Genomic DNA, 12071 nt, shown 5'->3' with positions numbered 1-12071 from the left:
AACGTCACGTTGGGCCGGTCAGGGGCAGCTAGCCGAGAAGGTGTCGGAGGCCGAGGGTTTCGGCTTCGGTGCGGGCTCGGTCGCGAAGCGCGGGGTCCAGCCCCGCGGCGAGCTGCGCACGGCGGGCATCGCCGACGTGGACCAGCAGATCCAGCGCGGCAGGCCACAGGTCGTGCTCTCCGGCGGCCCGCAGCACCCCGGCCAGCCGGTCCGACGGCAGCAGGCCGAGCACGTGCTCGAGCCGTTCCTTGTTGTCCAACACAAACGCGACCTGCAGCAACGCGATGTCGTGGATTTCGGCCAGGCAGCCGGTCACGGTCTCGTCCGGCAGGTGGCCGACGAACCGGCCGATGGTGATCCAGTCCTCGCGCCCGACCAGCTCACGGGCCACCGCGAGCACGGTCGGCCGGGGGATCCGGACGATGATGCCCGAGGCCCGGCGCGGGTCGAGCTCGGCCGCCACATCGGCGAGGAACCGGGGTGACAGGCGTTTCGCCACGTCCACCCCGCGCGAAACGTCCACCAGCCCGGCGATCCGAGCGCACAGCATCGGGCCGAAGGTGCGTTCCGCGATCTTGGCCAGCACCGGGGCCGGCAGCAGTTTGCTCGCCGCCGCCATTCGTTGCAGCACAACGAGGTTGGCGTCGAACAGCACCCCGGTGACCTGCTCGCGGAAACGGCGGAGATCGTCGGTGCCGACCTTCTCCAGGTAGCCGAGCGCGGCCGGGTCGGTGCCCAGCACCCTGGCCAGCTTCAGCACCTCGGCCTGTCCCTCCAGACTCACAGGCCCACCACCTTGCGCACCGCGCCCCGCAGCAGCGCGGGCACGTACTTCAGCCCTTCCTCACCCGCGGTGGTCAGCGCCGCGGCCTGACGGCGGCGGGCGGCCCGCAAGGTGTCCGAAAGGTGCTGCCGCTCTTCCTCGCTGAGCGCCTTGATGCCCTCGGGTGGTTCGCCGCCGAGCTGGTCGGCGAGCGTGCGTCTCGGGCTGCTCATCGATTCCTCCTGCCGTGCTCCACGTTGAGCAACTGTGATCATCATGCCTCATCGGCTTTACACATCCTGGCTGACTACGGTGGCGGGTATGCCTCAGGACATCGAGATGAGCACCGTTGAAGTAGGAAAACTGAGCGCCTATCTGGCCCGTCCGTCCGGTGGTTCCACGGCCGGCATGCTGCTGCTGCCGATGATCACCGGCATCGGCGAGCAGCTGCGGGAGTTCGCCGGGGACATCGCGCGGGCCGGGGTCACCGCGCTGTGCTGGGACCCCTGGCACGGACCGAGTTCGGACGACACGCCGCACGAGAAGCTGTTCGAACTGCTCGGCGAGCTGGACGACGAGGCCTGCCTGGCCGAGCACCGGCAGCTGCTCGGGTACCTGGCCGACGAGCTGGGCTGCACGAGCACCGGGGTGATCGGCTGGTGCCTCGGTGGGCGGCTGGCGCTGATCCTCGGCGGCAGGGAGCGGGGACTGGCGAACGTGGTCGCCTACCACCCGACGGTGCCCGGCACCCCGGCGCCGAACCACACGGTGGACGCGGTCGAGCACACCGCGCTGATCGAGGCCCCGGTGATGATGCTCTACCCCGGCGCCGACTCGATGGTCCCGGTGGAGAGCTTCCGCCGGCTGCGTGACGCGCTCGAGTCGCGGGACACCGGCGCCAGCATCGTGCACCTCTACCCGGCCGCCGAGCACGGCTTCAGCTCCCGCGCCAGGCATGAGAACCCGGTCAACGCGGCCGCCTACGCGGTGTCGTGGCCGCAGGCGCTGGAGTTCATCCGCACCACCACGAGCTAACCGTTTCCGCAGGTCAGCGGTCGTGAGTGAAAAGTGTTGCCGGGGCAACACTTTTCACTCACGACCGGTGAAGGGTTACTTTCGGCAATATCGCCCGGCCTCCCCGGCCTTGTACCGTGCGTGACGTGTGGAAGATGCTGCGGCGCAGGCGGGAGGAGGTCCTCTACCTCCTGCTCTGGCTGTTCATCTGCGGCACCGTGCTGGAAGCCGACGAAGCCCGCGCCGCGCCGCTGGAGCTGTGGGGCGGCCTGGCCGCCAGCACCGTCGCGGTCGCGCTGATCCGGCGCGCGCCGCTGGTGTCGCTGATCGTGGCCGCGTCCACCAGCGTGGTCGTGCTGTTCCGGTATGAGCAGTTCACCCCGGCCTGGCCGTTCATCCTGATGGTGCCGATCGGCTACCTGGCCGGCCGACTGATGGCGCAGGCGAAGCCGGCGCTGCTGGGGCTGCTCGGGGTCAGCCTGGCCGGTGTGCCGGTGTCGCTGGCCGTCGGCAGGTACCAGCTGTCGGACTGGGCGGTGATGACCGCGTCGATCCTGTTCGCCGCGTTGTTCCCGTGGCTGCTCGGCCGCTACTTCCGGATGCGCGAGCTGCTGGCGCGCGCCGGCTGGGAGCGGGCCGAGGAACTGGAGACCAACCAGGAGATCGTGGCCGACCAGGCGCGGCTGCGGGAACGGGCGCGGATCGCCAGCGACATGCACGACTCGCTCGGCCACGAGCTGAGCCTGATCGCGGTGCGCGCCGCCGCGCTCGAGGTAGCCGGGGGACTGGACGCGCCCCAGCGCACCGAGGCGGCCGCGTTGCGGGAGAGCGCGGCGACCGCCACCGAGCGGCTGCGCGAGATCATCGGCGTGCTGCGCGACGACGTGGAGTCCGCGCCGACCGAGCCGCACGACGGGAGCATCACCGAACTGGTGGACCGCGCCAGGTCGTCGGGGCTGGTCATCAAGTCCGAAGTGGATGAAGCGGTGGACGCCCCGCCGATGGTGGAGCGGGCCGCGTACCGGGTGGTCCAGGAGTCGCTGACGAACGCGGCCAAGCACGCGCCCGGCGCGGCGGTCACCGTCAGGGTGAGCCGGTCCGCCGACGAGACGCTGGTGTCCGTGCGCAACGAGGATCCACCTGCCGGTCCGCTGCCGGGGCTGTCCTCGGGCAAGCGGGGACTGGTCGGCCTGCGTGAACGGGTTCGGCTGGTCGGCGGCACGCTGCGGGCCGGCCCGGGGGCCGACGGGTTCGAGGTGCTCGCCACCCTGCCGCACCACGGCTCACCGGCCGCGGACAGCCCGGTCACCGACGCCGAGCGCACGGAGTCGACGCGACGGCTCGAACAGGCGCGGCGGCAGGTGCGGCGCAGCCTGATCCACGCGGTGCTGGTGCCGGCCCTGCTGTTCGCCGGGGTGCTCGGCATCAGCGGGGTCATCTACGCCTACAACTTCTTCTCCTCGCAGCTGCCACCGGCGGACTTCGACCGGCTGCCGATCGGGCAGCCGCGGGCCGAGTTCGCCGCCGTGCTGCCGGCGCAGCAGGCCTACGTGCGACCCAGCCCGCCGTATCCGCCCCCGCCACCGGGCTCGACCTGCGAGTTCTACGGCACCGACAGCACCATTTTCTCGCTCGGCTTCGACGCCTACCGGCTCTGCTTCGTCGATGGGCGGCTGGCGTCCAAGGAACTGATCCAGAACAGGGAGGCAAGCGAAGGTGATCCGGGTACTGCTCGCGGATGACGAGATGATGATCCGCGCCGGGGTCGCCGCGATCCTCGGCGCCGACGAGGACATCGAGGTGGTGGGCCAGGCCGCCGACGGGCGCGAGGCGGTCGAGCTGGTGCTCGGGGTGCGGCCGGACGTGGCGCTGCTGGACATCCGGATGCCAAGGCTGGACGGGCTCGCCGCGGCGGCCGAGATCCGCAAGGTGGCGCCGGAGACCGCGGTGGTCATGCTGACCACCTTCGGCGAGGACGAGTACATCGCGCGTGCGCTCGGCGAGGGTGCCAGCGGGTTCCTGCTGAAGTCGGGCGACCCGCGCGAGCTGATCGCGGGGGTGCGCGCGGTCGCCGACGGGGCCGCCTTCCTTTCGCCGAAGGTCGCGCATCGGGTGATCGCCCAGCTTTCCGGGGAGCGACTGTCCCGCGGTGCGGCGGCCCGCGAGCAGGTCGCCGGGCTGACCGACCGGGAACGGGAGGTGCTGGCGCTGGTCGGCTCCGGACTGTCCAATGCGGACATAGCGGGCAGGCTCTTCGTGGTCGAGGGCACCGTGAAGGCGTATGTGAGCGCGATCCTGAACCGGCTCGGCGCGAAGAACCGGGTTCAGGCCGCGATCGTGGCCTACGAGGCCGGGTTGGTCGGCGGCTGATCGCCCACCGCGATCCGGGGCGGAGTCCAGGTCGCGGCGGCGGCGCCGGCCCGGATGTTGAGCGACGCGGGCATCGCCCGGAGCAGCGTGTTGCGCAGCCCGACCGCGAGCGGATTCCGCAACTGCGGCCCCAGCCTGCCGGTGCGCACCGAGCTTCGCGCGACGTGCTGGCTGCGCGGGCGGCGCTGACGGTCGTACTCGGCAAGCAGGTGCGCCGTGCCAGTTGAGTTCTCGGACTGGGCCGCGAGCGCCGCGAGCACCACGGCATCCTCGATCGCCTGGCAGCCGCCCTGGCCGAGGAACGGCGGCATGGCGTGCGCGGCGTCGCCGAGCAGGGCGACCCGGCCGCGCACGTAGCTGGGCAGCGGGGTACCGAGGAAGTAGAGGTCGTGCTGCAGGATGACCTCGGCCGGAGTGCTCTCGATGACCTCGCGGAGTTCCTCGTACCAGGAGCCGAACAGCCGCCGGAGGAAGGCCTTCGGGTCGTCGTGGAGGGTGTTCTCGGGCGCGCGGTGGGAGACGAACCAGTAGCGCCTGCCGCCGCTGAGCGGGACCGTGCCGAACTCGGTGCCGGCGCCGAGCGCCCCGGCCAGTTGTTGATCGGCCGGCGCCTCGATGACCGCGCGGAACGCGGTGCTGCCGCTGTACACCGGGGCCGGATGCGCTGGCCAGAGCGCGGCCCTGATCCCGCTTTGGATACCGTCCGCGCCCACCACCAGGTCGGCCCGCAACTCGCCACCCGGCCAGCGCACCAGGCCGTCCTCGGTCACCTCCTGGACCTCGACGCCGAAGCGCAGCGTCTCCGGCGGCAGCGCGGCCAGCAGTACCTCCAGCAGCTCGGCCCGGTGCACGGCCAGCATCGGGCGGCCGAGCAGGCGCTCGAACCTGGTGGCGTCCCAGCGGGACAGCCAACGGCCACGGGAGTCGCGGACCCCGCCAACCGTCTGGCCGACGTTCAGCTTGGCCAGCTCCGCCGCCACGCCGAGTTCGTCCAGTGCGCGCAAGGCGTTGGGCCACAAGGAGATTCCGGCACCTATCGGTTTGGGTTCGATGGCCCGTTCCAGCACCGTGACCTGCCAGCCCGCCTTGCGCAAGCCGATGGCCGCGCTCAGCCCGCCGATGCCGCCGCCGATCACCGCCGCGTGTTTCATGCCGACCTCCTCTACAGGTGTAGAGAACTCTACACCTGTAGAGCGCTGGGTTAGGGTGCGGAGGTGGCCAGGACTACCGACGACCGGATCGCGCGGATCGGCGACGCCGCGATCGAGGTGATCGCCGAGGACGGCATGCGCGGGCTGACCCACCGCGCGGTGGACCGGGCCGCCGAGCTGCCCGCCGGGTCCACCTCGTACTACGCGCGGACCAGACAGGCGCTGCTCGAGCTGGCGATCGGCCGGATCGTCGAGCTGGACGTGGCAGCGCCGGAGTCGCCAGCCGAGCCCGCCGACCTGGACGCGCTGGCCGGCTACCTGGCCGGGTTCCTGCACGCCACGATCACCACCGGGAAGCGCCGGATGCTGGCCCGCTACGAGTTCGCGCTGGAAGCGACCAGGCGCCCGGAGCTGCGCGAGCCTTACGACCGCGGCGGCTCGCTGCTGCGCGCGCGGTGCGCCGAACTGCTGCGTACGGCCGGTTCCGCGGACCCGGAGCGGCACGCCCGGCTGGTGATCGCCTGGCTCGACGGCCTGATCTTCGACTCCATCGCCGGCACCGGCTCCCGTCGTCCCCCGGACAAGGCCGAGCTGGAGACCGGCATCCACGAGCTTCTCTCCGTCCTGCTCCCCACGTCCTCGTGAGTGGAAACGGTTGCCCTGGCAACCGTTTCCACTCACGACCCCCAGTGCGGTGCTACGCGTCCCGCCTGCGCAGCACGGTGTTGCCTATCGCCAGCGCGGCCGCGGCCCAGCCGGCGAAGATGAGCAGCCCGGCGCCCGTGCTGTAGGGGACCGCGCCGCCGGAGAGCGGGTTCGGCTGCCCGCCGCCGACGATCGCGTTCATCCCGGCCATTCCCGGCAGGTAGTCGAGCAAGGCCATCAGCCCGAGCGAACCGGCGAGCATCGCGGTCATCAGCAGCACCATGAACGCGACCGTGATCGAGCCGGCGACACTGCGCAGCGCCGCACCGAGCCCGAGGCTGAGCAGGCCGGTGAGCGCGAAGGTGCCTCCGGTGGCCACGAACGACCAGACCAGGCCGGCCGCGCTGGAGGGCAGCTCGTTGCCCCGCATCAGCGGGATGGCGATCGCGGTGGCCGCGCCGGCGGTCAGCGCGCCGAAGACGAACAGCACCGGCGTCAGCACCGCGGCCTTGGCGAGCAGCATCCGGCTGCGGGCCGGCACCCACTGCAGGGTGGCGCGGATGCTGCCGGTCGAGTACTCGCTCGCGATGAACATGGCGGCCAGCGCGACCACGGCGAACTGGGCCAGGTAGAACGTGCCGCCGGCGAGCAGGCCGGGCGCGGACATCGGCTCGTCGGGGTCGATGCCCACCGAGGCCGCCACCGGCAGCACGTAGGCGAAGGTCAGCGCCGCCGCCGCGATCAGGCTCCACCAGGTGGAGCGCACGGACCAGAACTTGGTCCACTCGGCGCGGATCGCACCGCCGAGCCCGCCGCCGGCGGCTTTGGTCCGGTGCATGGCGATCGTGTCATGGCTCCTCCGCGGTAGAAAATGCGTCGTCGGTGTCATGCGTTCACCTCCGCGTGCTGCGTGTCCGTCACGCCGTATTCGACCGACGAAGCGGTCAGTTCCATGTAGGCCTGTTCGAGCGAGGCACGGTGCTCGGCCAGTCCGTGCAGCCGCAGGCCGAGTCCGTGCGCGAGATCGCCCACCATCTCCACCGACGCGCCACGCACCGCCAGTTCACCCCCGCTGTCCTCTGTGGACGCTCCGTGTGCGTGCAGCCGCGCGGCCAATGCGGAGCGGTCCGCCGGGTCCGGCAGCCGGACCAGCACCACGGCCTCGGAGTTCCCGGCGATGAACTCGTCCACCGGCGCGTCCGCGAGCAGCCTGCCCTTGCCGATCACCACCAGCCGGTCCGCGGTCAGCTGCATCTCGCTCATCAGGTGGCTGGACACGAACACCGTCCGGCCCTCCTCGGCCAGCGAGCGCATCAGCTGCCGGACCCAGCGCACTCCGTCCGGATCGAGCCCGTTCACCGGCTCGTCGAACATCAGCACGGCGGGGTCGCCGAGCAGCGCGCCGGCGATGCCGAGCCGCTGCCCCATGCCGAGCGAGAACTGCCCGGCGCGCTTGCCGGCCACGTCGCTCAGCCCGACGGTGGCCAGCACTTCGTCCACCCTGGACGCCGGGATGCCGTTGCTGTGCGCCATGGCGAGCAGGTGCTTGCCCGCGCTGCGGCCTGGGTGCAGTGCCTTGGCTTCGAGCAGCGCGCCGACCTCGCGCAGCGGATGCCGCAGCTCGGCGTACTGCCTGCCGTTGATCAGCGCCTCACCCGAGGTCGGCCGGTCGAGGCCGAGCAGCATCCGCATGGTGGTCGACTTCCCGGCGCCGTTCGGCCCGAGGAAACCGGTCACCCTGCCGGTTTCGACGTCGAAGCCGAGGTCGTCCACCGCGGTCTTGTCCCCGTAGCGCTTCGTCAGAGCTCGAAGCGTGATCATGTTTTCCTCCCTGGTCAGTGCCACCGAAGGTAGGTTCCGGCGGGGGAGGAGGGCATCGGTCGTTTGGCAGCGGCCGACCCCTACTTTCGGCAGGGCTCGTCCGGCACCGCCTTGTGCGGGAAGGCACAATGCGTGGTCATGAGCACCGACGACGCGTTCTTTCCCGCGGAGTGGCTGTGACCGCCGGCGGACTCGCCGCCCGGCGGCGCCGGGTGTCCCCGCTCGACCTGGCCATGCTCGTGCTGGCGGTGTTCTCCGTCGGCCTGCTCGTCTATGTGACCTTCTTCCCGCACACCGCGGCCACCGCGCACGTGGTGTTCGTCATCGACACGTCGATCTGCGGGGTCTTCGCGATCGAGTTCCTGTGGCGGTGGCGCAAGCACGGCTGGGAGAAGCGGTTCCCGCTGCGCAACTGGTACGAGATCCTCGGCATGATCCCGATCGCGCACCCGGCGCTGCGCGGGTTCCGGCTGCTGCGGGTAGTGGCGGTGGTGGTGCGGCTGGTCAGGACGGCGGACCGGGCGTTCGGCGAGCGGTTCACCCAGCGCATGGTGGAGCGGCTGTCCAGGCCGATCGTGCTGGCGATCAAGAAGCCGATCACGATCGCGGTGCTGGACGAGGTGGTCAAGGTGGTGGAGACCGGCAACTACCCGCAGAACCTGGCCCGCTCGCTCGGCGAGAACCAGGACATGCTGCGCGCGATCATCACCGAGAAGCTGAAGAACGACCGGCAGGCGGGCCGGTTGCAGAAGCTGCCGTTCCACGACGAGGTGGTGCGGTCGGTGGTGGACACCGCGATGCGGGTGATCCTGGAGGTGCTCGTCGATCCGCGGATCGACGAGTTCTTCGCGCATGTGGTGCGGGAGAACCGTGAGCAGATCCGGCACGCGGTGCAGCTGGGCCTGCACGAGGTGGACGACGAAGCGGAAGAAGAGCGCCTGGCCAAGGAACTGCCCACCCCACCCCAGCACCTCTCCGGCAAATAGCCGACTTTTTGCCCTTTGCTCACGGCCTCGGGCGGGTGGTTCGCTTGGTGGGTAGGGCCGTGAAGGGGTCGTCGGGCCAGGGGTGTTTGGGATAGCGGCCGCGCAGCTCCGCGCGGACGGCCGGATAGCCGTTGCGCCAGAAGGATTCCAGGTCCGCGGTGACCGCGGTGGGCCGTCCGGCTGGGGAGAGCAGGTGCAGCACCACCGGGACCCGCCCGTCCGCGATCCGCGGCGTGTCCAGCCAGCCGAAGGTCTCCTGCAGCTTGACCGCGAGCACCGGCCCCTCGGCGGTGTAGTCGACCCGCACCCGTGAACCGGAGGGCACCTCGAGCCGGTCCGGTGCGAGCTCGTCCAGCCTGCTCGCCGCCGGCCACGGCAGCCGGCGGCGCAGGGCGGCGGTGGTGTCGGTCTTCGCCAGGTCCGCCCGCCGCCGCGCGGTGGCCAGCTCCGGCGCCAGCCATTCGTCCACTGTGGACAAAAGGCTGTCCTCGTCCATGGCGGGCCACGGAGCACCGAGCGTGCGATGCAGGAAGTCCAGCCTGGTGCGCAGCCGCTCGGTCTCCTGGCCTGGGCCGAGCAGCCGGAGCCCTTCCCGGCGCAGGCCGGTCACCAGCGCCGCCCGCACCAGCGACTGGTCGGGGTCCCGCAGCGGGCGTTCGGACAGCGTGATGGCGCCGAGCCGGCGCACCGAACGGGCCAGCACGTCGCCGCCGGACCAGCCGACCTCGTCCACTTCGGACACCAGGTTCGGCGCGGCCCGCAGGGCCAGCTCGACGTCCGCGCGGGCGGCCAGCCGGATCACCCCGTGCACCCGGCCTGGATCGCGGGTGGCCTCGGCGACGGCCAGCCACTCGGACTCGCCGAGCCCTCCCGCGGCGGGCAGTTCGGCCGCGGTGCCACCGGCCATCAGGTAGACCGGAGATCCAGCCGAGCGGCGGCGGGCCAGCCGTTCCGGGTGGGCCAGCGCCACCACCAGGGCCGCGTCCGGGGCGTCGGGCGGTCCGGAGACCAGTCCGGCTAGCCGGCGAACCTCGCGCTGCCAGCGCCTGGCCGGCTCGTCCGCCGCTCCGCGCAACCGCCGGAGCTCGGCGTCCACATCGGTCAGGGTGCCGCCCGCGTCCAGCAGCGCGACCACCTCGGCGGCCGGCCGCGCACCGACCGCCGCGGCGCCGTCGAGCAGCGCCCTTGCCAGCCGGGGGTGCAGGCCGAGCGCGGCCATCCGCCTGCCGCGTTCGGTGGCCGCACCGTCGCCGGCGGTGGCGCCGAGGGTGCGCAGCAGCCCGCGGGCGGCGGTCAGCGGGCCCTCGGCGGGCGGGTCCCACCAGGACAGCCCGGAACCGTCCGGAGTGGACCAGCAGGCCAGCTCGAGCGCCAGCCTGGACAGCTCGGCGGTGCGGATCTCCGGTTCCGGGTACGCCGGCAGCGCCACCTGCTCGTGCGACGGCCAGCACCGGTACGCCGTGCCCGGTGCCTCGCGGCCGGCCCGGCCGGCCCGCTGCTCGGCGACCGCGGCGGAGACTCGCACGGTGGCAAGGCCGGGCAGTCCGCGGCGATGATCCACCCTGGGCACCCTGGACCGGCCGGAGTCGACCACCGCGCGCACGCCAGGCACGGTGAGGCTGGACTCCGCCACCGACGTAGCCAGCACCACCCGGCGACGTTCGCCTTGGCGCAAGGCCGCGTCCTGTTTCGCGGCGGGCAGCCTGCCGTGCAGCGGCAGCACGTCCGCGTCCACACCGGACAGCAGCGAGCTCACCCTGTTGATCTCCGCCACGCCCGGCAGGAATGCCAGCACATCACCGTCTACTTCGGACAGTGCGGTGCGCACGGCACTGGCCACGGACGCCTCGACGCGCTCGCCGCGGGCGGGCGCCAGGTACCGCAGGTCCACCGGGTAGCTGCGGGCGTGCGCGGTGACCACCGGCGCCGAGCCGAGCAGTGCGGCCAGCCGGTCCGCGGCCACTGTGGCCGAGGTGGCCAGCAGCCGCAGGTCGTCGCGCAGCCCGGCGCGCACGTCGAGCAGCAGCGCGAGCAGCAGATCGGCGTCCAGCTGCCGCTCGTGGCACTCGTCGAGCAGCACCGTCGACACCCCGGGCAACTCGGGGTCGCCCTGCACGCGGCGGACCAGCAGCCCGGAGGTGACCACCTCGATCCTGGTCGCCGCGGAGACCTTCCGGTCCCCGCGCACCGAGTAGCCGACCGTCTCGCCGACCCGTTCACCGAGCAGCGACGCCATCCGTGCGGCCGCCGCGCGGGCGGCCAGCCGTCGTGGTTCGGCGACCACGATCCGGCCGCCGAAGTGCTCGGCCAGCGCCAGCGGCACCAGCGTGGTCTTGCCGGTGCCCGGCGGGGCGACCAGCACCGCGGTGCCGTGCGCGTCCAGTGCGGCGGTCAGCTCGCCGAGCACCTCCCGCACCGGGAGGTCGGGCAGTTTCATCGCTCGGTGACTTCCGGTGGCGCCGGCAGCTGGTAGCCCGACGGCCCGATGTTGCGGTCCAGCGAGCTCCGCCAGGCACCGGTGCTGATCATCTTGCGGATGGCGTCGTTCACCGCGGTCTGCGCCTCGGTGTCGCCCTTGCGCAGGCCGACTCCGTAGCGCTCGGTGGAGAACGGCTTGCCGACCAGCCGCAGCAGCTCCGGGTTCTGCGCCACGTAACCGGCCAGGATCACCGCGTCCGTGGTGACCGCGTCCACCTGACCGGCCAGCAGCGCGGTCACGCAATCGGGGTAACGCGGGTACTCGATCAGCTTCACCGCCTGCGCGAACCGGGTGCGGACCTGCTGGGCCGGGGTGGAGCCGGCCACCGAGCAGAGCTTCCGGCCGTTCAGCGTCTCCGGGCCGCTGATGTCGTTCGATGGCCGCCGCACCAGCAGGTCCTGCCCGGTGTCGAAGTACGGGCCGGCGAAGGAGACCTGCTGCTTGCGCCGGTCGGTGACCGAGTAGGTGGCCACGATCAGGTCGACCACCCCGGAGGTGAGATCGCTCTCCCTGGTCGCCGAGGTCGTCTCGCGCCAGGTGATGCCGTCCGGGGGCACCCCCAGCTCGCCGGCGACGAACCTGGCCACGTCCACGTCGAAGCCGGTGAACCGGCCGTCGACGGTCCGTTCGGACAGCCCGGGCTGGTCGAACCGGATGCCGACGGTGAGCTTGCCGCCGGCGGCATGGCCGAGCGTGGAGTCCGGTTCGGCGTCCGAAAACCGGCCACAACCTGCCAGCAGGCCGAGCAGGACGATGGCGAAACAGAGCCGCGCGAGTGGCATGCGTCGCACCGGCGCCTTCCTCCCCCGGATGGCGTACGAACTCACAGTGTTCTCAGGGCC

12 protein-coding genes are annotated in these 12071 nt (G+C 72.0%); 5 read left to right on the top strand and 7 right to left on the bottom strand.

Going from position 1 to position 12071, the window contains the following annotated elements; all coding sequences use genetic code 11:
• Window positions 1-28 precede the first annotated feature (28 nt).
• Both AMYNI_RS0109970 and AMYNI_RS0109965 read right to left on the bottom strand, forming a co-directional pair.
• Window positions 29-784, bottom strand: a complete 756-nt coding sequence (locus tag AMYNI_RS0109970) for a hypothetical protein (protein ID WP_020667862.1) — start codon at window positions 782-784, stop codon at window positions 29-31.
• Window positions 781-996 (bottom strand): hypothetical protein, encoded by a 216-nt coding sequence (locus AMYNI_RS0109965; RefSeq protein ID WP_020667861.1) that lies wholly within the window; start codon window positions 994-996, stop codon window positions 781-783. The genes AMYNI_RS0109970 and AMYNI_RS0109965 overlap by 4 nt, the downstream gene beginning before the upstream one ends.
• An 88-nt stretch (window positions 997-1084) precedes the next feature.
• Here AMYNI_RS0109965 and AMYNI_RS0109960 point away from each other — a divergent pair, with 88 nt between their 5' ends.
• From AMYNI_RS0109960 to AMYNI_RS0109950, 3 genes are all read left to right on the top strand, one after another.
• Window positions 1085-1798, top strand: a complete 714-nt coding sequence (locus AMYNI_RS0109960) for a dienelactone hydrolase family protein (RefSeq protein ID WP_020667860.1) — start codon at window positions 1085-1087, stop codon at window positions 1796-1798.
• 134 nt (window positions 1799-1932) lie between these two features.
• Window positions 1933-3519: a sensor histidine kinase gene (locus AMYNI_RS0109955; protein WP_020667859.1), complete on the top strand. Its 1587-nt coding sequence runs from the start codon at window positions 1933-1935 to the stop codon at window positions 3517-3519.
• A complete protein-coding gene (locus tag AMYNI_RS0109950; RefSeq protein ID WP_020667858.1) occupies window positions 3494-4147 on the top strand; it encodes a response regulator in 654 nt (217 codons plus the stop codon). Before AMYNI_RS0109955 ends, AMYNI_RS0109950 begins: the two co-directional genes overlap by 26 nt.
• On the opposite strand, the gene AMYNI_RS0109945 is transcribed toward AMYNI_RS0109950, so the two are convergent.
• Window positions 4120-5298 (bottom strand): FAD-dependent monooxygenase, encoded by a 1179-nt coding sequence (locus AMYNI_RS0109945; protein ID WP_020667857.1) that lies wholly within the window; start codon window positions 5296-5298, stop codon window positions 4120-4122. The two genes, AMYNI_RS0109950 and AMYNI_RS0109945, sit on opposite strands and share 28 nt — an antisense overlap.
• 63 nt (window positions 5299-5361) lie before the next feature.
• Between AMYNI_RS0109945 and AMYNI_RS0109940 the strand changes: the two genes are divergently transcribed.
• Window positions 5362-5943, top strand: coding sequence for a TetR/AcrR family transcriptional regulator (locus AMYNI_RS0109940; protein WP_020667856.1), 582 nt, complete (start codon window positions 5362-5364; stop codon window positions 5941-5943).
• Window positions 5944-5995: 52 nt separating this feature from the next.
• On the opposite strand, the gene AMYNI_RS0109935 is transcribed toward AMYNI_RS0109940, so the two are convergent.
• On the bottom strand, window positions 5996-6781 hold the full coding sequence (locus AMYNI_RS0109935; RefSeq protein WP_020667855.1) for an ABC transporter permease: 786 nt from the start codon (window positions 6779-6781) through the stop codon (window positions 5996-5998).
• Between the two features lie 47 nt (window positions 6782-6828).
• On the bottom strand, window positions 6829-7764 hold the full coding sequence (locus AMYNI_RS0109930; protein WP_026360245.1) for an ABC transporter ATP-binding protein: 936 nt from the start codon (window positions 7762-7764) through the stop codon (window positions 6829-6831).
• A 233-nt stretch (window positions 7765-7997) separates the two neighbouring features.
• Between AMYNI_RS0109930 and AMYNI_RS0109920 the strand changes: the two genes are divergently transcribed.
• Window positions 7998-8750 carry a hypothetical protein gene (locus AMYNI_RS0109920; protein WP_051116484.1) on the top strand — a complete coding sequence of 251 codons (753 nt, stop codon included), beginning with the start codon at window positions 7998-8000 and terminating at the stop codon, window positions 8748-8750.
• 19 nt (window positions 8751-8769) lie between these two features.
• On the opposite strand, the gene hrpB is transcribed toward AMYNI_RS0109920, so the two are convergent.
• Together hrpB and AMYNI_RS0109910 are read right to left on the bottom strand one after the other, a co-directional pair.
• Complete coding sequence (gene hrpB / locus AMYNI_RS0109915; protein ID WP_020667851.1) at window positions 8770-11187, bottom strand: ATP-dependent helicase HrpB; 2418 nt, start codon at window positions 11185-11187, stop codon at window positions 8770-8772.
• Window positions 11184-12011 carry a glutamate ABC transporter substrate-binding protein gene (locus AMYNI_RS0109910; protein ID WP_020667850.1) on the bottom strand — a complete coding sequence of 276 codons (828 nt, stop codon included), beginning with the start codon at window positions 12009-12011 and terminating at the stop codon, window positions 11184-11186. The genes hrpB and AMYNI_RS0109910 overlap by 4 nt, the downstream gene beginning before the upstream one ends.
• Between the last annotated feature and the right edge of the window lie 60 nt (window positions 12012-12071).

This window comes from Amycolatopsis nigrescens CSC17Ta-90, from assembly GCF_000384315.1.
GTDB classification, from domain to species: Bacteria; Actinomycetota; Actinomycetes; order Mycobacteriales; family Pseudonocardiaceae; genus Amycolatopsis; species Amycolatopsis nigrescens.
Note: the sequence above shows the minus strand (reverse complement) of the source record. Positions and strands in the feature narration are given on the sequence as shown.

Excerpts from the sequence above, each read along its gene's own strand:
- AMYNI_RS0109910 (WP_020667850.1), bottom strand. The coding sequence starts at position 12,011 with ATGCCACTCGCGCGGCTCTGTTTCGCCATCGTCCTGCTCGGCCTGCTG.
- AMYNI_RS0109945 (WP_020667857.1), bottom strand. The coding sequence starts at position 5,298 with ATGAAACACGCGGCGGTGATCGGCGGCGGCATCGGCGGGCTGAGCGCG.
- AMYNI_RS0109965 (WP_020667861.1), bottom strand. The coding sequence starts at position 996 with ATGAGCAGCCCGAGACGCACGCTCGCCGACCAGCTCGGCGGCGAACCA.
- AMYNI_RS0109930 (WP_026360245.1), bottom strand. The coding sequence starts at position 7,764 with ATGATCACGCTTCGAGCTCTGACGAAGCGCTACGGGGACAAGACCGCG.
- hrpB (WP_020667851.1), bottom strand. The coding sequence starts at position 11,187 with ATGAAACTGCCCGACCTCCCGGTGCGGGAGGTGCTCGGCGAGCTGACC.
- AMYNI_RS0109920 (WP_051116484.1), top strand. The coding sequence starts at position 7,998 with ATGCTCGTGCTGGCGGTGTTCTCCGTCGGCCTGCTCGTCTATGTGACC.
- AMYNI_RS0109935 (WP_020667855.1), bottom strand. The coding sequence starts at position 6,781 with ATGCACCGGACCAAAGCCGCCGGCGGCGGGCTCGGCGGTGCGATCCGC.
- AMYNI_RS0109960 (WP_020667860.1), top strand. The coding sequence starts at position 1,085 with ATGCCTCAGGACATCGAGATGAGCACCGTTGAAGTAGGAAAACTGAGC.
- AMYNI_RS0109955 (WP_020667859.1), top strand. The coding sequence starts at position 1,933 with ATGCTGCGGCGCAGGCGGGAGGAGGTCCTCTACCTCCTGCTCTGGCTG.